This is a genomic window from Kutzneria viridogrisea DSM 43870 (assembly GCF_000525635.1).
Taxonomy (GTDB): domain Bacteria; phylum Actinomycetota; class Actinomycetes; order Mycobacteriales; family Pseudonocardiaceae; genus Kutzneria; species Kutzneria viridogrisea.
This window is the reverse complement of record NZ_CP007155.1, coordinates 9,852,880-9,874,926: the sequence shown is the minus strand read 5'-3', so window position 1 is coordinate 9,874,926 and position 22,047 is coordinate 9,852,880. Positions and strand designations below refer to the sequence as shown.

Annotated in this window: 22 protein-coding genes; 10 read left to right on the top strand and 12 right to left on the bottom strand. The window is 71.0% G+C overall.

The features are described from left to right. Positions 1 to 590: 590 nt before the first annotated feature. From rpmH to KALB_RS43480, 9 genes are all read left to right on the top strand, one after another. Positions 591 to 734, top strand: a complete 144-nt coding sequence (gene rpmH / locus KALB_RS43515; protein WP_025361973.1) for a 50S ribosomal protein L34 — start codon at positions 591 to 593, stop codon at positions 732 to 734. A gap of 24 nt (positions 735 to 758) precedes the next feature. Further along, positions 759 to 1,142 carry a ribonuclease P protein component gene (gene rnpA / locus KALB_RS43510; RefSeq protein WP_030109083.1) on the top strand — a complete coding sequence of 128 codons (384 nt, stop codon included), beginning with the start codon at positions 759 to 761 and terminating at the stop codon, positions 1,140 to 1,142. Further along, on the top strand, positions 1,133 to 1,405 hold the full coding sequence (gene yidD, locus KALB_RS46190) for a membrane protein insertion efficiency factor YidD (RefSeq protein ID WP_081789785.1): 273 nt from the start codon (positions 1,133 to 1,135) through the stop codon (positions 1,403 to 1,405). Before rnpA ends, yidD begins: the two co-directional genes overlap by 10 nt. Before the next feature lie 4 nt (positions 1,406 to 1,409). Further along, complete coding sequence (yidC, locus tag KALB_RS43505; RefSeq protein WP_025361971.1) at positions 1,410 to 2,456, top strand: membrane protein insertase YidC; 1,047 nt, start codon at positions 1,410 to 1,412, stop codon at positions 2,454 to 2,456. A gap of 28 nt (positions 2,457 to 2,484) precedes the next feature. After that, positions 2,485 to 3,015, top strand: a complete 531-nt coding sequence (locus KALB_RS43500) for a Jag family protein (RefSeq protein ID WP_025361970.1) — start codon at positions 2,485 to 2,487, stop codon at positions 3,013 to 3,015. A 191-nt stretch (positions 3,016 to 3,206) separates the two neighbouring features. Continuing rightward, positions 3,207 to 4,508, top strand: coding sequence for an ankyrin repeat domain-containing protein (locus tag KALB_RS43495; protein WP_025361969.1), 1,302 nt, complete (start codon positions 3,207 to 3,209; stop codon positions 4,506 to 4,508). An 80-nt stretch (positions 4,509 to 4,588) separates the two neighbouring features. Continuing rightward, positions 4,589 to 5,275, top strand: coding sequence for a 16S rRNA (guanine(527)-N(7))-methyltransferase RsmG (rsmG, locus tag KALB_RS43490; RefSeq protein ID WP_025361968.1), 687 nt, complete (start codon positions 4,589 to 4,591; stop codon positions 5,273 to 5,275). 104 nt (positions 5,276 to 5,379) lie between these two features. Next, positions 5,380 to 6,297, top strand: coding sequence for a ParA family protein (locus KALB_RS43485; protein ID WP_025361967.1), 918 nt, complete (start codon positions 5,380 to 5,382; stop codon positions 6,295 to 6,297). Next, positions 6,294 to 7,277 carry a ParB/RepB/Spo0J family partition protein gene (locus tag KALB_RS43480; protein WP_025361966.1) on the top strand — a complete coding sequence of 328 codons (984 nt, stop codon included), beginning with the start codon at positions 6,294 to 6,296 and terminating at the stop codon, positions 7,275 to 7,277. Before KALB_RS43485 ends, KALB_RS43480 begins: the two co-directional genes overlap by 4 nt. Before the next feature lie 43 nt (positions 7,278 to 7,320). Here the strand turns inward: KALB_RS43480 and KALB_RS43475 are convergent, their stop codons facing one another. Next, entirely contained in the window at positions 7,321 to 8,274 is a 954-nt protein-coding gene (locus KALB_RS43475; protein WP_025361965.1) for a D-alanine--D-alanine ligase family protein, read from the bottom strand. A 21-nt stretch (positions 8,275 to 8,295) separates the two neighbouring features. After that, a complete protein-coding gene (locus KALB_RS43470) occupies positions 8,296 to 9,615 on the bottom strand; it encodes an aminotransferase-like domain-containing protein (protein ID WP_025361964.1) in 1,320 nt (439 codons plus the stop codon). A gap of 162 nt (positions 9,616 to 9,777) precedes the next feature. Between KALB_RS43470 and KALB_RS43465 the strand changes: the two genes are divergently transcribed. Further along, positions 9,778 to 10,416 (top strand): GNAT family N-acetyltransferase, encoded by a 639-nt coding sequence (locus tag KALB_RS43465; RefSeq protein WP_025361963.1) that lies wholly within the window; start codon positions 9,778 to 9,780, stop codon positions 10,414 to 10,416. Between the two features lie 52 nt (positions 10,417 to 10,468). On the opposite strand, the gene KALB_RS43460 is transcribed toward KALB_RS43465, so the two are convergent. From KALB_RS43460 to KALB_RS43415, 10 genes are all read right to left on the bottom strand, one after another. Beyond that, positions 10,469 to 11,608 (bottom strand): N-acetylmuramoyl-L-alanine amidase, encoded by a 1,140-nt coding sequence (locus KALB_RS43460; protein ID WP_025361962.1) that lies wholly within the window; start codon positions 11,606 to 11,608, stop codon positions 10,469 to 10,471. Between the two features lie 194 nt (positions 11,609 to 11,802). Further along, positions 11,803 to 12,129, bottom strand: a complete 327-nt coding sequence (trxA, locus tag KALB_RS43455) for a thioredoxin (protein ID WP_025361961.1) — start codon at positions 12,127 to 12,129, stop codon at positions 11,803 to 11,805. A 34-nt stretch (positions 12,130 to 12,163) separates the two neighbouring features. Next, positions 12,164 to 13,138, bottom strand: coding sequence for a thioredoxin-disulfide reductase (gene trxB / locus KALB_RS43450; RefSeq protein ID WP_025361960.1), 975 nt, complete (start codon positions 13,136 to 13,138; stop codon positions 12,164 to 12,166). 104 nt (positions 13,139 to 13,242) lie between these two features. Beyond that, positions 13,243 to 14,403: a family 1 glycosylhydrolase gene (locus tag KALB_RS43445; RefSeq protein ID WP_025361959.1), complete on the bottom strand. Its 1,161-nt coding sequence runs from the start codon at positions 14,401 to 14,403 to the stop codon at positions 13,243 to 13,245. A 222-nt stretch (positions 14,404 to 14,625) separates the two neighbouring features. Further along, a complete protein-coding gene (locus KALB_RS43440; RefSeq protein ID WP_025361958.1) occupies positions 14,626 to 15,390 on the bottom strand; it encodes an RsmA family anti-sigma factor in 765 nt (254 codons plus the stop codon). Continuing rightward, positions 15,387 to 16,010 (bottom strand): RNA polymerase sigma factor SigM, encoded by a 624-nt coding sequence (sigM, locus tag KALB_RS43435; RefSeq protein ID WP_025361957.1) that lies wholly within the window; start codon positions 16,008 to 16,010, stop codon positions 15,387 to 15,389. The genes KALB_RS43440 and sigM overlap by 4 nt, the downstream gene beginning before the upstream one ends. 30 nt (positions 16,011 to 16,040) lie before the next feature. Further along, a complete protein-coding gene (locus tag KALB_RS43430) occupies positions 16,041 to 17,540 on the bottom strand; it encodes a protein kinase family protein (RefSeq protein ID WP_025361956.1) in 1,500 nt (499 codons plus the stop codon). Between the two features lie 148 nt (positions 17,541 to 17,688). Next, positions 17,689 to 19,332, bottom strand: coding sequence for a murein biosynthesis integral membrane protein MurJ (gene murJ / locus KALB_RS43425; protein ID WP_025361955.1), 1,644 nt, complete (start codon positions 19,330 to 19,332; stop codon positions 17,689 to 17,691). Then, on the bottom strand, positions 19,329 to 21,482 hold the full coding sequence (locus tag KALB_RS43420; protein ID WP_025361954.1) for a DUF6049 family protein: 2,154 nt from the start codon (positions 21,480 to 21,482) through the stop codon (positions 19,329 to 19,331). Before KALB_RS43420 ends, murJ begins: the two co-directional genes overlap by 4 nt. Continuing rightward, positions 21,479 to 22,003 carry an NUDIX hydrolase gene (locus tag KALB_RS43415; RefSeq protein WP_025361953.1) on the bottom strand — a complete coding sequence of 175 codons (525 nt, stop codon included), beginning with the start codon at positions 22,001 to 22,003 and terminating at the stop codon, positions 21,479 to 21,481. Before KALB_RS43415 ends, KALB_RS43420 begins: the two co-directional genes overlap by 4 nt. Positions 22,004 to 22,047: the final 44 nt, after the last annotated feature.

Below are 22,047 nucleotides of genomic sequence, written 5' to 3'. Positions count from 1 at the left end.
CACAGTGCTCCCCTCCCCTCGCTGGCAGTTCGCTCGCACGACAACCCCGTGGTGAGGGGGCGCGCGATGGTTGTGGACACCTCGCCCGTACATCCACAGACGGGCCGTGCATCCACAGAGTTGTCCACAACTGTGCACGAAGGTACGCCGGGACCCTTCGGGGGCTGTGGGCGGCCCCGCGTTCGCCGGCGGACGGTTCGGCTTTCGGTGTGCCCGAGCTCGAGAGTCTTCAGGACTCGTGAACCGCGGTGGAGCACGCTAACAAGGCTGGGCAGCCGCCACAAGGTGGGCGGCCGGTGCAGTACCGTGGTGGGGCGCAGGTGTCGCTCGGTGGAGTGGTACCGGGGCCGATTTGAACACGGGCCGGTTGCTGCGTACCCTCGAACAGTCTCCCGCTGGCAGCGGGTGCTCTTGCGCGCGCCCGTGACAGTGCGTGCTGTGCAGAAGTGCGCGGCCGCCACGAACCATCGTGAAGTACGGCCACGGGCCGTGTGCTGGCAGGGGACGCCACCAGACCTGCCAGACCAGATCTGCGCAGCGGGATTGCCACAGCACCAAGCCTTGGCAGTGAGCACCGGGAGACCGAGACAGTGAGCAAGGGTAAGCGCACCTTCCAGCCCAACAACCGTCGTCGCGCGAAGACCCACGGGTTCCGGCTGCGCATGCGGACCCGCGCGGGCCGCGCGATCCTCGCCGCGCGCCGCGGCAAGGGCCGCGACCGCCTGTCCGCCTGATCCAGGCCGAGATCAGCCCGCGCCGTGCTGCCCGCGGCCTTTCGGCTCACCAGCAGCCAGGAGTTCGGCCTGGTGGTACGCCGAGGCCGACGAGCAGGTCGGCCCCGGCTCGTCGTGCACGCCCTGACGAGCCCGGTGGACAACTCAGCACCGACCACGCCCACCTGGGTCCGCGATGAACGGACCCGGGTGGGCTTCGTCGTGAGCAAGGCCGTGGGCAACTCCGTGGTGCGCCACCGGGTGAGCAGGCGGCTGCGCCACCTCGTCGCGGACCGCCTGGCGCAGTTGCCGCCGGGCACCGGGGTCGTCGTGCGGGCGCTCGGCCCAGCGGGCACGGCCACCAGTGCCGAGCTCGGCGTCGACCTGGACGCCGCGCTGCGCAAGCTCGGTTTCGGCGGATCCGCGTGACCGCGGCCGCGAGAGTCCTGCTCTTGCCGATCCGGGGGTACCAGCGGTGGATCTCGCCGCTGCTCCCGCCGAGCTGTCGCTTCTACCCGAGCTGTAGTGCTTATGCGGTGGAGGCGTTGACCGTCCACGGTGCGCTGCGTGGCAGCTGGCTGACTGTTCGCCGGCTGCTTCGTTGCGGACCCTGGCATCCTGGAGGTTTGGACCCCGTGCCACCGCGGCAGGAACGCACCGGCGTTGGTCCCGACATGGCTGCCGAGGAGTAGCTCAGTGCTCAACTTCATCTACTACCCGGTGTCAGGAATCCTATGGGTCTGGCACAAGTTCTTCTCGTTCTTCCTCCCGGAGGGCGAGATCACCAGCGGCATCAGCTGGGCCCTGTCGGTCGTCTTCCTCGTGTTCAGCCTGCGGCTGCTGCTGTTCAAGCCGTTCGTGCACCAGGTCAAGTCGATGCGCAAGATGGCCGAGTTCCAGCCTGAGATCAAGAAGCTGCAGAAGAAGTACGCCAACGACAAGCAGAAGCTCGCGCAGGAGATGCAGAAGCTCCAGTCGGAGCACGGCGTCAACCCGCTCGGCGGCTGCCTGCCCATGCTGGTGCAGGTGCCGGTCTTCATCGGCCTGAACCATGTGTTGCGCTCGTTCATGCGGCCCGGCCTGACCGCCGAGCAGAACGGTCAGATCGACAACTACTGGATCCCCAGCGCCGACGTGCAGTCCTTCCTGCACGCGCGTCTGTTCGGCGCGCCGCTGTCCTCGTACATCACGATCCCGCAGAACGAGCTCGACGCCTTCGTGCCGCACGTGGACCGGTTCACCGTCATCCTGGTGTCCATCCCGCTGATGGTCGTGGCCAGCATCGCCACCCACCTCACCGCCCGGCACAACGTGGCGCGTCAGACGGCTGCGGTCACGGCGAACCCGCAGACCGGCCTGATGAACAAGGTGACCCTGTACGTCTTCCCCTTCGGCGTGCTGATCTTCGGTGCCTTCCTGCAGATGGGTCTGCTGCTCTACTGGCTGAGCAACAACGGGTGGACGCTGTTCCAGCAGTACGTCGTCTACCGGAAGATCGACCGGGACGAGGCGGCGGCCAAGGAGAAGGCCAAGGAGCAGCGCAACAACCTCGCGCCCAAGCCGGGGCAGAAGCCCATCCAGCAGGTGAAGAAGGTGGCGCAGCAACCGGCGAAACCCGCTTCGGCTGTGCAGACCGACGCCGAGTCGGTCGAGTCGACGAACGGTGCGGACAGCGCCGACCAGTCCCCCGGTCCGATCCAGGGCCGAACCCCCAGCAAGAAGCAGACCCGGAAGCGTCGCTGACGCCGACGAGATCTGGAGAGGAGAGACCGTGTCGGAGACGGTGCAGACGGCTGAGGCCGAGGAGAGCGCCGAGACCCGTTCGTCGGCGTCGACCGAGGACCTGCTCGTCCAGGAGGGCGACATCGCGGGTGACTACCTCGAGCAGTTGCTCGACGTGCTGGACTACGACGGCGACATCGACCTGGACGTCGAGGCCGGCCGCGCCATCGTGAGCATCGACGGCGGCGAGGAGCTGGAGAAGCTGGTCGGCCCGCGTGGCACCGTGCTGGAGGCCCTGCAGGAGCTGACCCGACTCGCGGTGCAGCAGGAGACCGGCACCCGTAGCCGGCTGATGCTGGACATCGCGCAGTGGCGTGAGGGGCGTCGGACCGAGCTCAAGGAGCTGGGCAAGTCGGCGGCGGAGAAGGTGCTGTCCACTGGCGAGAAGGTGCGGCTGCACCCGATGACCCCGTTCGAGCGCAAGGTCGTGCACGACGCGGTGGCCGCGGTGAAGGGCACCTACAGCGAGAGCGAGGGCGAGGAGCCCCAGCGTCGCGTGGTGGTGTTCCGCGAGTCGTAGTTCGACCCGAGTTCCCAGGGCGGCCCGTTTCACGTGAAACGGGCCGCCCTTCTTTGTAGAGTGGGGACAGCGCTGGAGGGCGCTTCCGGTCCGCGGGCAGGGACTCTCCCACCTCAGCACCACCCCGAGGTCTTCCGTCACGGTGACGATCTCCGGCCCGGCAAGCGGACGGCGGGCACCTGGAGGACGTCATGCCATCCGATCCGCCACTCCCCCGCGGCTCCCTGGAGTTCCAGCGCAAGCAGGCGAAGCGGTTGCTGCGCGAGTTCCACCTCGGTGAGCCTGAGGCCCTCGCCCGGGCCGAGGCGGTGCTCGGTGCCCGCGCCACCGTCCGCTTCCAACTCAGCGATGCGCTGCACGTGATCGCCGCCGAGCACGGCCACCGGAGCTGGCCACGCTTCCGCCGTGAGTTCGAGTCCCCACGCACCGTGCGCACCGTGCACCGGATCGGCGTCGCTGCGGTGTCGATGTACGAGGAGCGTGCGCAGCGCTTGCTCGAGGACTGGGCCGCCCATCTGCCGGAGGCCGCCCGCCGGGTGCACTCGCACCTGCCGGACCACACGTCGATCGGTCTGCCCGACGCGCGCGTCGTGATCGCCCGCGAGTACGGCTACCCGACCTGGCGCGAGCTGGTGGCCGACGCGACCAGGGCCCGACGCGAGTACGCCGCCCCGCCGGTGGCGAACGTGCTGCGGGCGACCGAGCTGATCGCCGACGAGGACGCCGCGGGCCTGGCTGCCCTGCTGGCAGCCGACCCGAGCCTGAGCCCCGAGTCGCTGCTGGAACGGATCGCCCAACCACTGCATGCGCCCGAGCGGCTGGCGCTGCCGGACCAGGTCGAGACCGACTGTCTGTCGGTGCTCATCGAGCGCTCGGTGGATCTGGTCGGCCCCCTGAACATCGCCTCCTGCTTCAACCAGGTCGAGCTGGTGCGCCTCCTGCTCGACGCGGGCGCCCCGGTGGAGCGGTTCGCCGAAGGTGGGATTACCGCCTTGCAGACCGCCGTCTACCACGGGTGCGCCGCCACTGGCGATCTGCTCGCGGCGGTCGCGGTCGTGCCCGACGCGCTGTACCTCGCGGCTGGGGCCGGGCGGGTGGACCTGCTCCCCCGGTGGTTCGACTCACGGGGCGGACTGCGGCCGGAGGCGTTCACCGAGCGGCCCAACCTGTCGGACGTTGGCTGGCCGCCCGGACTCCCCCCGAGTGGTGAACCGGCCGAGGTTCTCGGCGAGGCGTTCACCCTCGCCTGCTACAACGGGCGGGTGGCCGCGGCCGAGTGGCTGTGCCGTCACGGGGCCGAGGTGGACGCCCGGCCGTACCTCGGCATGACCGGGCTGCACCTCGCGGTCTTGGCGGACCACGGCGCGATGGTCGAGTGGTTGCTGGGACAGGGTGCCGACACCGCCCTGCGCGATGACCAGTACGACTCCACTCCCCTCGGATGGGCGGAGCACCTGGGGCGCACCGCCCAGATCGAGCTCCTGATCCGGTGACCGTGTTTCACGTGGAACCGTCGGTCGGGGAAGATGGCAGTCGACGGTTTCACGTGAAACAGGCAGCGGGACGGGAGCACATGACCGAGGTACAACAGGTACCGCTGGACGTGGTTGAGCGGGTGTTCGGCGACCGGGCACCTCTGGCCATCAAGTTCACCGCCATGCTCGCCGACCATGGAGTGGAGCGCGGTCTCATCGGTCCCCGCGAGGTGGACCGGCTCTGGGACCGCCACGTGCTCAACTCGGCAGTGCTGTCCGAACTCGTGCCCGCCGACTGCCGGGTGGTGGACGTAGGCTCAGGCGCGGGGCTGCCGGGCATCCCGCTGGCGATCGCTCGTCCAGATCTCCGGCTGACCCTGTTGGAGCCGATGGCGCGTCGCGTGGCCTGGCTGGAGGAGGTCGTCGAGACGCTGGGGCTCGCCGTGGACGTGGTGCGCGGACGGGCCGAGGAGCCGCCGGTGCGGCAGCGGCTGGGCGGCAGCGATGCGGTGACCGCCCGCGCCGTGGCCCCGATGGAGCGGCTTGCGGCGTGGTGCCTGCCCCTGGCACGACCGGGCGGCCAGTTGCTGGCGCTCAAGGGGGCCAGCGCCGCCGAGGAGCTGGCGCGCGATGCGAAGGCAGTGAGCAAGGCGGGCGGAAGCCGGCAGCGAGTGGTGTCCTGTGGAGACGCCGTGCTGGAGGTCCCGACCACCGTGGTGGTGGTCGAGCGGGACGAGTCAGCGGGCCGTCGTGACGGCGGGCGCCGGAGACGGAAGGATGGGTGAGCGTGCAGCCGTCGCAGAACCAGGCGACCGATGTTCCACGTGAAACAGTGCGACCCGCAGAGGCACACGACGGCCCCGTCGGAGCCGGAGAGGTACTACGCCCGATGAATCCAGCCACGAGTCAGTCGGTGATGTCCGGCGAGGGTGCCGGGTGGACCCCGATCGCCGCCGAGGCCGAACGTGCCACCAAGGTGCTGCACCCTGAATCCCTCAAACTCCCCCGCCCCACTCGTCGTCGCATCATGACGGTGGCCAATCAGAAGGGCGGCGTCGGCAAGACGACCAGCACGGTCAACCTGGCCGCCGCGCTGGCACTGCACGGGCTGAAGACGCTCGTGATCGACCTCGACCCGCAGGGCAACGCCAGCACCGCGCTCGCCGTGGAGCACCGCTCCGGCACGCCCTCGGTGTACGAGGTGCTCATCGGCGAGATCTCGCTGGCGGACGCGGCGGCGGTCAGCAACCAGTCCGAGAACCTCTACTGTGTGCCGGCGACCATCGACCTGGCGGGTGCCGAGATCGAGCTGGTCTCCATGGTGGCCCGTGAGTCCCGGCTCAAGGAGGCGCTGAACTCCGAGGCGCTGGACCAGCTCGGCGTGGACTACGTGTTCATCGACTGCCCGCCCTCGCTCGGCCTGCTGACGGTCAACGCGCTCGTGGCCGCCAAGGAGGTGCTGATCCCGATCCAGTGCGAGTACTACGCGCTGGAGGGGCTCGGCCAGCTGCTGCGCAACATCGAGCTCGTGAAGGCGCACCTGAACCCCGCGCTGGACGTCTCGACCATCCTGCTCACCATGTACGACGGGCGGACCAAGTTGGCGGACCAGGTGACCAGCGAGGTGCGCGGGCACTTCGGCGACACCTGCCTGTCCACGGTCATCCCGCGCAGCGTGAAGGTCTCCGAGGCGCCGGGTTACGGGCAGACCGTGCTCTCCTACGACCCGGGCTCGCGGGGCGCCATGAGCTACCTCGACGCCGCACGGGAGATCGCCACGCGTGGCGCTGAAGAAGGAACCGCATGAACGCCGCTGAGCGGAAGGGCGGGCTCGGTCGCGGGCTCGCCGCACTGATCCCCCAGGGGCCACCGGTCACGGCGGCGGGCAGCGCCCCCGTGGCCACCGCTCCCCCGGCACCGGCAGCCGCGAACGGCAGCGCCGGAGGCGGTGAGGTGGCGGGTGCGGTCTACCGCGAGATCACCATCACCGCGATCACGCCGAACCCGAAGCAGCCGCGCCAGGTCTTCGACGAGGAGGCGCTGGCCGAGCTGGAGCACTCGATCCGCGAGTTCGGGCTCATGCAGCCGATCGTCGTGCGGGATCTGGGCGACGACCGGTTCGAGCTCGTCATGGGCGAGCGCCGCTGGCGCGCATCCCAGCGCGCCGGGCTGGACGCGATCCCGGCGATCGTGCGGCAGACCGCGGACGACTCGATGCTCCGGGACGCGCTGCTGGAGAACATCCACCGCGCGCAGCTGAACCCGCTCGAAGAGGCGGCGGCCTACCAGCAGTTGCTGGACGAGTTCGAGGTGACGCACGAGGAGCTGGCGAGCCGGATCGGCCGCAGCCGACCGGTCATCACCAACACGATCCGACTGCTGAAGCTGCCGCTGCCCGTGCAGCGCCGGGTGGCCGCGGGCGTGCTCTCGGCGGGCCATGCCCGCGCGCTGCTCGGGCTGGAGGAGTCGGGGGCGCAGGAGGACCTGGCGACGAAGATCGTCGCGGAGGGGCTGTCGGTGCGGGCCACCGAGGAGGCCGTCACGCTCGCGAAGAGCGAGGCCCCGGCGAAGCCGAAGGCCGCTCCCCGCAAGCCGATCCAGGCGCCCGGTCTTCAGGACCTGGCGGAGCGGCTGTCCGATGCGTTCGACACCCGGGTGAAGGTCGACCTCGGCCGTCGCAAGGGGCGGATCGTGGTCGAGTTCGGCTCGGTGGACGACCTGGAGCGCATCGTCTCGCTGATCGCGCCCGATGCGACAAAACGGACACGTTCAACGGACAACCTCTAACCCCAGGTACTTACGTCACGGTGACGAAGGCGTTCGGGGCGGGTCAGCGCCCGCCCCGGGCCACCGCTCGCTCGACCAGTTCGGCGAAGGCCTCCCCCAGTGATCGGCCCGCCGCCTCCAGCGCCATCGGCAGCAGCGAGGTCTCGGTGAGTCCGGGCGAGACGTTCACCTGGATGAAGTTCACCGCCCCGTCCTCGCCGACGATCGCGGTCGTGCGGGACACGTCGCGCAGACCGAGCAGCCGGTGCGCGGCCACCGCGAGCGCGCCGACCTCCTCGGCCGCGGCGGGGCTCAGCCGGGCCGGGGCGTGGAACTCGGTGAGCCCTGCGGTGTAGCGAGCGGTGTAGTCGTAGACCCCGCACTGCGGGCTGATCTCCACCGCGGGCAGCGCCTCGGGACCACCCGGCCCCTCGAGCACGCCCACGGCCACCTCCACCCCCGGCACGAACCGCTCGGCGAGCACGGTGTCCCCGTAGGCGAGGCAACCCACCATCGCCGCGGGCAGCTCGGCGGCCTCGCGCACCACCTGGGTGCCCAGCGCCGAGCCGCCCTGGTCCGGCTTGAGGATCAGCGGCAGGCCGAGCCGCTCCACCAGTGCGTCCAGCACGGCCTGCGCGCCCAGTTCGCGGAACGTGCTGTGCGGCAGCACCACCCAGTCCGGGGTGTTCAGCCCGACCCTGGCCAGCTCCGACTTGGCGGTGGGCTTGTCCCACGCGCGACGGCAGGACCGCGAGTCGGTGCCCACGTAGGGCACGTCCAGCATCTCCAGGATCGACTGCACGGAGCCGTTCTCGCCCTCGCCACCGTGCATGGCGACCACCACGGCGTCCGGCCGGTTGGCGCGCAGCCGGTCGAGCAGTCCGCCGTCGGCGTCCCACTCCTCCACGGTGAGCCCGGCGGTGCGCAGCGCGGCGGACAGCCGCCGACCGGAGCGCAGCGACACGTCACGCTCGTGCGAGAGCCCACCCGACAACACGGCAACCCAGCGATCCGACATGCCGGTCACCGTAATGGAGGATCAGGCGGTGTCCGGAGTCGGCGTCTGCGGCCCACTCAGGTTCCGGCGGTGCACCGTGCCGAAGGTGCTCAGCAGCTCCATCTCGCCCTCCAGCACGGCCGCCAGGCGACGAACGCCCTCGCGGATGCGCTCCGGGGTCGGGTAGCAGTACGACAGGCGCATCTGCCTGCTGCCGAAGCTGTCCGCGTAGAACGCCGTGCCGGGCACGTACGCCACGCGCTGGGTGACCGCCCTGGGCAGCATCGCCTTGGTGTCCAGGCCTTCCGGCACGGTCAGCCACACGTAGAAGCCGCCGTCCGGCTTGGTCCAGGTGCAGCCCGAGGGCAGGTGCTGCTCCATCGCCGACAGGGTGGCGTCCCGGCGCTCCCGGTACGCCTCCTGGTAGGTCTTGATCTGGCCCTTCCAGTCGTGCTGGGTCAGGTAGCGGGTCACCACGGCCTGGGTGAACGCGGGCGGGCACAGGGTCGCCGACTCGGCGGCCAGCACCAGCTTCTCGCGCACCGCGTGCGGGGCGAGCACCCAGCCCACCCGAAGTCCCGGCGCGAAGGTCTTGGAGAACGAGCCCAGGTACACCACGTTGTCGGCCTCGACCGAGCGCAGCGCCGGGTAGGTCTGCCCGTCGAAGCCGAGCAGGCCGTACGGGTTGTCCTCCACCACGAGCACGTCGTGCTGGGCGCAGATCTCCAGGACCTCGGTCCTGCGCTGCACCGAGAGCGTGACGCCTGCGGGGTTCTGGAAGTTCGGGATCGTGTAGAGGAACTTCACGCGGCGCCCGGAGGCGGCCACGGCGGCCAGCGCGGCCCGCAGCGCCTCGGGCACCAGGCCCGCGTCGTCCATCTCCACGTGCACGACCTGCGCCTGGTAGGCCGAGAAGGTGCCCAGCGCGCCCACGTACGACGGGGCCTCGGCCAGCACCACGTCGCCCGGGTCGCAGAACACCCTGGTGACCATGTCCAGGCCCATCTGCGAGCCCACGGTCACCACCACGTCGTCGGGGTGCGCGCGGATGCCCTCCAGGGCCATGACCTCGCAGATCTGCTCGCGCAGCTCGGGCATGCCCTGCGCGGAGCCGTACTGCAGCGCGGTGAGGCCCTCGGTGGCCATCAGTCGGCCGATGTCCGCCGACAGCGCGTCCAGCGGCAGGGCGGCCAGGTAGGGCATGCCACCGGCCAGGGAGACGACCTCGGGGCGGCTCGCCACCGCGAAGAGCGCTCGGATCTCAGATGCCGTCATGCCCGCGGTGCGCGCCGCGTAGCGGCTCAGGTGCGGGTCAAGGCTGCGGGCGCCCTGCTGGGCGGGCTGAGAACCGGGGGCTGTCACCGTCGCACTCCATCCGGAGGGTATAGATCAGTCGAGTGTAACCGCCGTCCCGATCGGGGCCGCCTGCTTCCGACGCTCGTCACATCGGCCTATGCTGGTCCGGGTTCCCGTGGGTGACACGGGCGGTGAAGTCTGCTTGCTGTCCTTGCTCAGGGAGGTCTTGTGTCGCGGCGCGTCGTGGGCGTCACACTGGACAACCTGGAGCACCTGCCCAAGCGGTGCCGCAAGTGCGTGTTCTGGGAGCTCGCGCCGCACCTGAAGGAGCAGGCCGAGGAGTACGGCCAGACCGACTTCGAGAAGGAGGCCTGGATCTCCAGCGTGCTGCTGGAGTGGGGCTCCTGCGGCCGGGTCATCTACGTGGACGGCGTGCCCGCCGGGTACGCGCTCTACGCCCCGCCCAGTGCCGTGCCCAGGGCTGTGGCCTTCCCCACCGCCCCGGTCTCCGCCGACGCGGTGCTGCTGACCTCCCTGCACGTGCTGCCCGAGTTCGCCGGTGGCGGGCTGGGCCGGGTGCTGGTGCAGGCGGTGGCCAAGGACCTCACCAAGCGCGGGGTGAAGGCCGTCGAGGCCTTCGGCGACGGCTCGATCGACGAGCCCAACGGCTGCGTCATCCCGGCGAACTTCCTGCTCTCCGTGGGCTTCAAGACGGTGCGCCCGCACCCGCGCTGGCCCAGGCTGCGCCTGGAGCTGCGTACCGCGCTGTCCTGGAAGGAAGACGTGGAGGCCGCGCTGGAGCGCCTGCTCGGCACCGTCACGATCACCGGGGTGGGCAGCTCCGAGCCCACGCTGCGCCCGGCCTGAGCACGAACAAGGCCCCCGCGCCGCAGCACGGGGGCCTTGTCGACAAATCTACCTACTCGGCCTTGGCCAGCTCGTGCTTGAGCAGGTCGCCGAAGGTGAAGGTGCCGGTCGGCTGGTCGTTCTCACCCAGCAGGTACAGCCGCTTCACGGCCACGAGGATGCCCTCGGCCACGGTGTCCCGGAAGGTCGGGTCGGACAGCAGCGCCCGGTCCAGCTCGTTGGTCAGGTAGCCCACCTCGACCCGCACCGCCGTGCAGCGGGTGGACCGCAGGATGTCCCAGGTCCTCGGGTGCGAGCGGCAGTCCGGCATGCCGGTGCGGGCGACCAGCTCGCGCTGGATGAACCCGGCGAGGGCCTCACCCACCGTGGAGGTCGTGCCGTTGCCGGTGCCGAAGTGGAAGCTGGCCAGGCCGCGCGCGTTGGGCGAGCGGTTGGCGTCCACGTGCAGGGACAGGATCAGGTCCGCGCCCGCCTCGTTGGCGAAACGGGCCCGCTCCGACTCGGGCGGGCACTGGTTGGGCCCGCGGGACAGCAGCGCCTCCATGCCGGTGGCCTGCATGCGGCCCTCCAGCCTGCGCGCCAGGTCCCAGACCAGGTCGGCCTCGCTGAGGCTGCCGACCACCACGCCGCGGTCCCGGCCGCCGTGGCCCGGGTCGATGACGATCCGCTTGCCGCGCAGCCTCGGACCGGCCCTGCGGACCTGCTCCTGCTCGCGCAGGAACACCGGCCGCCCGCCACGCACCTTCGGCTTGAGCTGGCGCAGCGCGCGCACCGTCTCGGCCCCGCAGATGCCGTCCACGGTCAGCCCGTACTCGCGCTGGAAGTTGCGCAACGCCTGCTCGCTGCGCAGGTCGAAGACGCCACTGTGCCGCCCGGCGTCGAAGCCGAGCTCCAGCAGCCGTTCCTGCAACGTGGCCACGTCGTCCCCGGACATCGGGTGCGAGACCAGGTAGGCCAGTGGACGGTCACCCAGCTGGAAGGTGGCGGCACGCAGCGCGGAATAGGTCGCCGTGCCGACGAGGCCGTCGGTGATCAGGCCCCGCTGCTGCTGGAAAGCCCGAACCGCGTGTTCGACGTCCACGTCGAACACCTCAGCTCCAGCACTGGTCTCGGGCAGCAGCCCGAGCGCGGTGAGAGTCGTCCTGATCTCGGCGACAGCCGGACCGACGTCACCGCGGCGGAGTACCTGCATGCACCCCTCGCTCGATCGGGCGCCGGATACACCGGCGCGGTTTGCGACGCTTTATTGTGCCCTGCCCGTGACAATGCTCCACACAGGGCTACGCAGAGCGTTCGGACCACTACCGACCTAGCCCGAATGGCCGCGTGGCCTGTACGTCGATGGTAAGACGCACAGGCCACGCGGTCGGGTTGCTCCCAGGTGTGTCACAGCACGTCGGACAACTCCGCCAGCATCGCGGCCTTCGGCTTGGCGCCGACGATCTGCTTGGCCGGCTTGCCGCCCTGGAACAGGATCATCGTCGGCACGGACATGATCTGGTAGTCCCTGGCGATGGTGGGGTTGGCGTCGATGTCCAGCTTGGCGACGGTGAGCTTGTCGCCGTGCTCGGCGGCGATCTCCTCCAGCACCGGCGCGACCATCTTGCACGGGCCACACCAGGTGGCCCAGAAGTCGACCAGCACGGGCTTGTCGCTCTGCAGGACGTCCTCGACGAACGACTTGTCCGTGACGGTCACGGTGTTGCCGGCCATGGTTCTCTCCTCGTCGTACTGCGTGGTGATCAGGTCAGTTGGCGGCGGCCGCTGCCGCGGGCTCGTCGCTCGCGGCGTGCTCGGCCAGCCAGCGCTCGGCGTCGATGGCCGCGGCGCAGCCGGAGCCCGCCGCGGTGATCGCCTGCCGGTAGGTGTGGTCCACCAGGTCGCCAGCGGCGAACACGCCGTCCAGGTTGGTGTACGTGGACTGCTCGCGCACCTTGACGTAGCCCTCCCCGTCCACGTCGACCTGGCCGGTGACCAGCGCGCTGCGCGGGTCGTGGCCGATCGCCATGAACAGGCCGGTCACGTCGAGCCTGGACTCGGCGCCGGTCACGGTGTCGCGCACCGTGGCCCCGGTGACGGTGGTCTCGCCCAGCACCTCGGTGACCTCGGCGTTGAGCAGCCACTTGATCTTCTCGTTGGCCTTGGCGCGCTCCAGCATGATGCGCGAGGCGCGGAACTCCTCGCGCCGGTGCACGATGGTCACGCTGCGCGCGAAGCGGGTCAGGAAGGTGGCCTCCTCCATCGCGGAGTCGCCCCCACCGACCACGGCGATGTCCTGGTCCCGGAAGAAGAAGCCGTCACAGGTGGCACAGGCGGACACGCCCCGGCCCAGCAGCCGCTGCTCCCCCGGCACGTCCAGGTAGCGCGCCGCGGCGCCCATGGCCAGCACGACGGCCCTGGCCGCGTAGCGCACGCCGTTCGCGGTGACGTACTTGACCTCACCGGCCAGCTGCACGTCCTCCACGTCCTCGGCGCGCAGCTCGGCGCCGAACCGCTCGGCCTGGGCGCGCATTTGCTCCATCAGCTCGGGCCCCATGATCCCGTCGCGGAAGCCCGGGTAGTTCTCCACCTCGGTGGTGGTCATCAGTGCGCCGCCGTACTGGGTGCCCTCGAACACCAGCGGTTCCAGCTGGGCACGAGCCGCGTATACCGCCGCCGTGTACCCCGCGGGACCGGACCCGACGACGATCAGGTTCCGGATGCCTTCCGACTCCGCAGCCACTGGCAGGACCTCCGTATCAGCTTTGTCTTCGTCAACGCGATGGTAGGTGCCCAGAATTCCGCCGCCGCCGTCCGGAGTGACACGGCCGACAGGAGGGGGGCTGTTCAAGTCCTGGTAATGATCTCGCGGATCGCGTGCGCGCTGCCTCTGGGCTGCCTGCCCAGGTCGAACAGCCCGTACTGGACCCGGTGGCCGTGCAGCCACTCGTAGTTGTCGATCCCGGTCCAGAAGAACACCCCGCGCAGGTCCAGCCCGCGCCCGAGCGCCCCGCGCACCTCGGCCAGCGCCGCACGCAGGTACTTCGTACGGGCCAGGTCATCGGTTCCGCCCCAGCCCAGCTCGCTGACCAGGAAGCTCCGGCCGGGCAGTTCCTCACCCAGCCTGCGCAGCACCAGGCCCAGCCCCTCCGCCCACCGCACGTAGCCCTGCGGGCCGACAGGCAGCCCGGACGGGTGCGGGTGCAGGCCGCCCGCGGCGTCCACCGCCATGGCGTAGTAGTACGAGAAGCCGTAGTGGTCGAACGCCTCGGCGAACGCGTCGCTGCGGGCCAGCGCCAGCCAGGAGCCCCACACGACCCCGTCCAGGGCCCGTGCGGCGTCCGCGGCGCCGGGTGAGGGGTCGGCGGGCGAGATCGGCGCCAGCGCGTGCACGCTGGCCACCGGCTGACCCCCGCCGCGCAGGCGCAGGGCGGCGTGCACGGTGGCCAGGTGGACCGCCCGCAGTGCGGCGGCGAACTCCTGGCGGGACACGTGGCCGGGCGGGAACTGGTCGGTCAGGTAGCGGCGGGCCGCGAAGCTGGCCGGGGCGTTCACCGGCTTCCAGCCGAACACGAGGTCGCCGAAGGTGTCCGCGACGAAGTCCACGTGCCGCGCCCAGACCTGGCTCGCGTCCGGGGCGAGGAAGCCGCCCGCCTCGGCGAACCACCGCGGCAGCACCGAGTGCAGCAGGCAGACCCAGATCCGCAGCCCGGCGGACCTGCCCGCGGCGAGCACCTCGCGGTAGTACTCGACGGCGGCCCGGTCGTACTGCCCGCGCACCGGCTCCAGCCGAGCCCAGTCCAGGGACAGCCGGTGGTGGGTCAGCCCCCAGCCGGCCAGCAGCGCGAAGTCCTCGCGGTAGCGGGTGGCGAAGCCGTTGCCGTCCCCGGACTCGGGTGCCCGCCCGGCCAGCTCCCACGCGCGCCAGTCCGATGCGGGCGCGGCGCCCTCGGTCTGGGTGGCCGAGGCCGCGGTCCCCCACCAGAACGAGCCGGGGAATCCGCTCACCCTGCCTCCCCGCGTCGGCGTGCTGCTCGAAGGTGTCTACGCCGACGGTGCCACACGCGTTCACGAGCACGTTGACCAGGTGGGAACAGTGAACAGACAGCGCTCCACCCCGGCCGGATCAGGACTAAGCTCGACAAACGCGACTTCACCGGCCGCTCTCCGGCCTGGGGGTGTGCAGCTGGGCCGGGACCGCCGGTCCTGGCCCAGCTGTGCGTCAACCGTTCAGCCTCCGATGACGCTGTTCGCGATCGTGGCCGGGTTGCCCGCCGCGCAGGTCGGCTCCACCACGAGCACCTGGGTGCGCATGACCTTGCCGGTCGGCAGCAGGAACATCACGCCCTGCTTGCCCTTGACCTCCACGCGGCGCACGCCCAGCGGGCTGACCTGCGGGTTGACCCCGTTGGCCTGGAGGCAGGCGGTGATCTTCTGCGGGCTGTCCAGCGCACCCGCGTCCTTGGCGCCGAGCACCTTGGGCAGCGCGGCCCCGTAGTCCTCGTTCTGGAGCAGCAGCGGGCCGTTGGGCGGCTCCGTACGCGGTTCGGAGGAGGTGGCGTTGCCCGGGGTTGGCACGGCCTGCGGGAAGCCGCTGGTCGGCGTGCCGGTGGTGCTCACCAGCATGGTCACGCCCACCGCCACGGCCGCCGCCGCGACCAGCCCGGAACCCCAGCCCAGCCTGCGGTTTCGCCGCCTGCGGGCGGCCTCGATGTCCACCACGGGCGCGATCGGCGCCGGTCTGCTCGCGGCGACCTCGGCGGCCAGCGCCGCGTCGATCCGCGCGGCCACGTCCTCGGGCATGCGCATGGTCGGCAGGTTCGCCAGCTCGGCCTGGGTGGCGTCCAGCGCGCCGAGCACCGCCAGCGCCTCGGCGTCCCCGGCGACCAGCGCGCGCAACTCGGCCTCCTCGGCCTGGTCGAGCACGCCGGCGTGGAGGTCAGCCAGCAGGTCGACAGACCACGGCGGCCCGCTCCGCCGCTCATCCCCGGTCATCGGCCCTCCCAGTGACGTTGCTGATGCACAGCCCTTGTGTCACCTGGGACGTTCGCATCTGCACTCGGGTTCCGCAGGTGCCCCAGAAGTTTCGCCAGCTTCGCTCGGCCACGGGCACAGCGGCTCTTCACCGTGCCCTCCGCGATGCCCAGCAGCTTGGCCGTCTCGGCCACCGAGTAGCCCTCCACGTCGACCAGCACGATCGGCGCGCGCTGCTCGTCGGGCAGCTCGGCCAGCGCGTCCTGGACCACCATTCTGGTCTGCAGGTCCGACACGGCGTCTCTGGGCAGCGCGGGCTCGGCGGCCCCCGTACCCGGCTCGGGCAGCGGCACCGTCGGGCGGGCCTGCCTGCGCCGGATCCGGTCCAGGCAGGCGTTCACCACGATCCGGTGCAGCCAGGTGGTCACCTGCGACTCGGCGCGGAACGCACCGGCCGCGCGGAACGCGGAGATGAAGGCCTCCTGGAGCGCGTCAGCCGCTTCCTCGGGGTCGCGCAGGGTGCGCAGTGCCACTGCCCACATGCGGTCCCGATGTCGCCTGACCACCTCTGCGAAGGCATGCGGATCGCCGGCGGCGTGGGCCGCTATCAGGTCGGCGTCCGAGCTGGCGGCTGCGGTCACCGGCTGAGGATATAGGTCAGCCGATGATCGTCAGGCCGCTGCCGTGCACTTGAGCTCGTTGATCTGGGCGCTGTAGAACCTGCCGCCGTCGGTGAGCTTGGTCAGCCAGACGATCACGCGCTGGCCCGGCGCGGTCATCTTCACCGGGACCTGGGTCTCGCCCTTGCCGAGGGTCGCGTTGCCGACCACCTGGGTCTGGGACAGCTCCGGGTTGTCGGTGGCCGCGGTCCTGATCTCCACCACAGTGCCCTCGCTGGGCGAGGTGATCGTCACCTGGGCCAGCTTCACCGGCTGGGCGAAGGTCAGCATCAGCCCGATGCCGGGCTTGAGCGCGGGGAAGTTGCTCACGTACCGGTCGGTGCGCCAGGCGGTGTTCGGGTCCCCGTCGGTGGCCAGCGTCGCCTTGTTCTGGCTGTCCGGGTCCCCGGCCACGTTGAAGACCGCCACGCTGCTCGGCTTCACCGGACCGGCCTGGGCCGGCGCGCCGGTGCTGCTGGGCGTGCCCTGCTGGCTGGAGGGCACCACCGCCTGGGTGATCACCAGCGGGGGGCTGCCGTCGTTCTTGTTCGAGTCGCTGAAGAAGCCGATGATCGTCATCGCGATCCAGCCGAGCACCAGCAGGGTGGCCAGCGCCAGCACGCCCACGCCCACCGCGAGTTTGCGGCTGCGGGTCTTGTCCTTGACCGGGCGGCGGGTGGTCCACACCACGTCGTCCTCGGGCTCCTCCGGCACCGCGGGGATCAGCCCGGTCTCCGCCTCGGCCTCGGCGATCTCGTCGAGCACCTGGAGGATCGCGGCCCCGGTGCGGATGCCGCCGACGCTGGTGTCCTCCAGGCTGCGCACGGCCACCGTGGACAGCGCGTGCGGCACCACCGGGTGCAGGCTGCGCGGCGCGACCACGCTGCCATTCGGCCCGATCGGCGCCACAGGTATGCCCTCGGGGCCACCCGGCAGGGCCCAGCGGCCGGTCAGCAGCAGGTACAGGATCGCGCCGAGGCCCTTGACGTCGTCGCGGGAGACGGCCTCCGCACGCGGCCCCGGGAAGGCCAGCCGCAGTTGCCCCTCGGGCGTGACGCGGATGCGCTGCGGGTGCTCGGTGCCCAGCACCAGCCCCGCGTGGTGGGCACCCTCCACGGCGGCGGCCAGCGGCTCGAGCAGCCGGGACGCGGTGGCCGGGGGCAGCGGGCCGTCCGCGATCAGGTCGATCAGGTCGGTGCCGTTGGTCCACTCGGCGACCACGATGCCCAGCACGTGCTCCTTGCTGGACACGCCGCTGCCGGGGCTGAGCACGTCCAGGATGCGCGAGACCCCGGGGTGCGCGTAGCTGGCGGCGTGCGTGGCCCGCTCCAGGGTCCGTCGAACCCTGGCGGCCTGCGCCGCGTCTGACTGGGTGCCGACCAGTACGGTGAGTGCCACGTCACGGCCGAGTTGGCCGTCGCGGGCCCGCCACAGCTGGGCGTCGCAGCGCTGGTCCACGCCGGAGTAGCTGAGCAGGCGGTACCTGCCGTCGCCGACGACGCCGCCCGGCATCAGGGCAGGTCCCGGCTGCCCGGGCCCTCCCCTGCCTGGGACGGCTACCTCTGTCGGCCTGCTAGTCACGAACCCCGCGCTCTCTGCTGCTCCCGTTCGCAACGAGCGTACGTGAATCCGCCCCGGGAGGCCGGGGACGCCAGCACCCTCAGCGACGCACGAATCGGGTGATTCGGTTCAGCGCGGGCTGCATCTCGCTCACCCTGAGCAAGGTCATCATGCCGAAGGCGCACGCCAGGCCGACCAGTCCGCCGATGACCAGCGCCAGCCAGGCCCCGAGCACGTGGTGGATCCCGTTGGGCACGAAGTGGTTGACCGCCAGCGCAACACCCAGGGCCGCCGCGGCGCCCCAGACCGAGCTGACCGCGGTCTTGACGTAGGTCTTCACCACCCGCCTGCTGCCCAGCTTGCCGAACCTGCGACGCAGCCACAGCTCGCCGATGACCATGCCGAGCACGTAGCTCAGGCCGTTCACGCAGCAGATGCCGAAGATCACCAGGTTGGTGGGCAGCAGCACGCAGGCGAAGGTCGCGGGCACCTGGAAGACGACCATGATCGTGCGCAGCACGGTGGGCGTGCGCGCGTCGTTGAAGGCGTAGAACACGCGCAGTTGCAGCAGGGTGATCGCGTAGGGCAGCAGCAGGAAGGCCGAGGCGGTCAGGCCCAGCCCCAGTTGGAACGGGCCGTCGCCCTGCTGGCGCCAGCCGAACAGGCCCACCCCAACGGCGGGGCCGAGCACGGTCAGCACCCCGCTGATCGGCACCAGCAGCACCGCGCTGAGCCTGCTGCCCTGGGACAGGTAGTCCAGCACCGCCCCGTTGTCGCCCTCGGCCGCCGCCCTGCTCATCTTCGGCATGATCGCCGTGAGCAGGGAGACGCCGAGCACCCCGTAGGGCACCTGCAACAGGTTCCAGGACTGCAGGAAGATCGACAGGGAGCCGTCGGTGGCCCCGGTGGCCACCTTGGAGATCGCCCACATGGTGACCTGACTCACAGCCACGTAGCCGAAGGCCCAGAGCATCAGCCCGCCGAACTCACCGATCCGGCGGTCCCAGCCCCAGCGCCAGCGCAGCGCGAACCCGCTCCTGAGCAGGGCGGGCACCAGCACGAGGGCCTGTGCCGCCACACCAAGGGTGCTGCCGATGCCCAGCACCAGGAACTTGGCGTCGGTCATGTGGAACGGGTTGAGGTCCGGATTGCCCGGCACCACCACGTACGCGGCCAGCGTGCCGAACATGATCAGGTTGTTGGCCACCGGCGCCCAGGCGGGCGCCTTGAAGATGTTCTGGGCGTTGAGGATCGCGCTGAACAGGGCGCTGACCCCGTAGAACAGGATCTCCGGCAGCACCAGGTAGCTGAACGCGGTGACCAGCTCGGGCCGCTTGAAGTCCGAGTTGGTGAAGGTGGCCGTCAGCACGGGGGCCAGTGCCACCGCGAGCACGGTGACCACCAGCAGCATCACCGTGCCCATGGTGACCAGGCGCTGGGTGTACGCCTGGCCCTCGTCCTCGTCCTCGACGCGGGCCCGCACCAACACCGGGATGATCACGCTGCTCAGCACGTTGCCGACGAACAGCTCGTAGATCATGTTCGGGAAGGTGTTGGCCAGGTTGTAGGCGTCCTGGGTCGCCGAGATGCCCAGCAGCACGGTCAGCCCGAGCCGCCAGCCGAAACCGGTCACCCGGCTGATCAGCGTGGCCACGGCCATGGAGCCGCTGGCCTTGGCGATGGACGGTTCCTGCTCCGGCTTCTCGATCGGGGCCGTGACCTCGGCGGCGGCGCTCGCCGTCAACTCTGCTCCACGTGCTGCTTGGCGTGCACCGGGGCGGGCGCGAGCTCGCTGGGCACCGGTTCGACAGGGGCTGCGGCCTCGGCGCGGCGGGCCCGGGAGGCCTTGAGCCTGCGGTAGATGCGCAGGCCGGACAGGGCGAACAGGGCGGCGGCGGCGAAGCCGGTGATCACCAAGGTGGTGACGCCCACCGCCGTGGAGGACAGTTCGAACCGGCCGGAGGAGCCGAGCCGGTGGTTGCCGGTCTGGGTGTACACGGTGGCGTCCACGCTGAACTGCCCGGTGCGCACCACCTTGGACGGGATCTGCACGTCGCGGGAGTTGCGCGCCGGGATGAGCTGCACCGGCACCTCGTCCGGGTTGATGCCGGTGGTGTTGGACAGCCGCACCTTGACCTTCACCAGCACCGGCAGCCGGTTGGTGACCCGCACCGGCAGCGGGGCGTCCTCGGAGGCCAGGCTGATCGGGCTGGTCGGCTGCACCACGAACACGCCCTGGCGGACCCCGTCGATCAGCTCGTTCGCGTGCTCCAGGGACTGCCTGGCCCCCGCCTCGTCACCGGCCCACGCCCCGGAGGCGCTGCGCACCAGGTCGTTGACCACCGGCGCCATGAACGCCTGCGGGGTGACCGCCAGCGAGGCGTCCTGGTCCATCGAGTTGATCAGGTCGGTCGCCGCGGACGCCTTCTCCTGCACGGCGTCCATGTTCGGCGCGTACGGCGGGGTGTACTGGGGGTCCGCCACCTTGCCCGCCACGGCGCCAGCCAGCAGCGGGGACAGGCTGCCCGCGGCCAGGTACTGCTGGGACACCAGTGACTGCAAGCCGTCGAGCAGGCCCTTGGCGTCGGCGGAGGAGACGGTCCACTGGTGCGGCGGCGCCACGACCAGCGGCTGGCCCGAGGAGGCCCGCAGCTGGGCCGCGGCCAGCGCGGCCTGCACCGAACCCGAGCCGCTGGCCAGTGCCGCGGCCACCAGGTCGTCGGTGCGCACCGCACGCGGACCCTTGTCCGAGCCCAGTCGCACCGGGTCCGCACCCGGCACGACCGCGCCCGAGACCAGCACGTCCTGCACGCCCGCACCGGCCAGGTCGGTCACCGTCTTGGCGTCGACCTGCCCGTTGATCGGCCACACCAGGTGCTGCACCGGGCTGGCGCCCAGCAGGTCCTTGAGCAGGTTGCTGTTGCCCTCGGACACGGCCGAACCGATCAGGCCGTGCGCGTTGGCGGTGTTCAGCGCGGTGATGTCGGCGTCGGCGAAGGGCAGCGCGAAGAAGCACTTGCCCTGCACGTACTGCTTGAGGCGGCTGAGCCAGCTGCTCGCGGCGGCCTGCCCCTTGCCGGGGTGGTTCTCGCCGTCGGCGCCGCGCACCTGGTAGTCCCCGGTCATGCCGCGCACGGTGACCGCCAGGTCGGGGTCGACCGCCACGCACAGCGAGCCGGTCAGCCCGCTCGGCGCCGACTCCAGGGCACCCAGCAGCGCGTCCAGCCGCCCGCCGGGCGCCAGCGAGGTGGCCAGGTCGTCATCGGTGAGCACCGGGGCGTTCGGCTGGCTCTCGTCGAGCACCCTGGGCCGGTCCGCCAGCGGCCACAGCACCGTCAGCTTCGCCGGGCTCGCGGGCTTGGGCAGCGAGGGGCCGCCGGGCACGCCGAGCACCGGCAGCAGGGTCAGCGACTGGCCCACCTTGGCCCGCTGGCCGTAGTCCGGGGTGCCGTTGGCGTTGACCACGAGCGGGTACACGCCGGGCTCGTTGATCAGCAGGCTCTCCCCGGCCTGGCCGTGCAGCGACACGTTCAGGGTGAACGGCACGCTCTGGCCCGGCGCCAGCGAGGCGACCTGGTTCAGGAAGTTCGTGCTGACCTCGTTGGTCGGGGTGGGCTTCTGCAGCGCCCCGCGCAGGCCGTTCTCGTCCAGCTTGCCGCCGCGTTCCAGCCGCACGTCCAGCCGGTCCACCTTGCGGTCACCGACGTTGGTCAGCGTGCCGCTGACCGACAGCGTGTCCTGCTGGTCGCTGGTCACCAGCTGCGGGTGCAGCGGGTTGACGTCGATCCTGATCCGGTTCTGCTGGTCGGAGGCCTGCGGCGGCGCCGCGTACGCCCCGGGCGACAGCGCGACCGTGAAGGCGGCGGCCGCCAGTGCCGCCAGCACCCTTTTCACGCGGACTCCGGTTCGTCGGTGGAGGGCGTGCGCCCAGCCAGCAGGTCGAGCGCCAGCCGCACCAGGCGGCGTTCGTCGGCGTAGGCCAACCGCTCGTCCAGTTCACCCAGCGGCACCCAAGCCACCTCGGTGACCTCCACGTCCTCGTCTGACAGTTCTCCACCGACCGCCTGGAGCAGGAAGTGGTGGACGGTCTTGTGCACGCGCCGGTCCTCGGCCACGAACCAGTAGTCGATTGTGCCGAGCTTGCGGAGCACCCTGCTGTCGATCCCGGTCTCCTCGGAGACCTCGCGGACCGCGGTCTGCTCGGCGGTCTCCCCGGACTCGATGTGGCCCTTGGGGAGTGACCAGAGCAGTCTGCCCCGCCGGTCCAGCCGTCCGATCACCGCCGCGCTGCCGTGATCAACATCCAACACCAGGCCGCCCGCGGAGGTTTCGTCGACCGTCCGCAGGCGCCTGCCCCGGCGCCTGCTGCGGCGCCCCGGCTTGGTTCCGCCGGAGCGACCGGACGACGGGGACATGACGCGATGGTAGTGCGCTGCGCGGTGTGCTGGTCGTTGCGGCG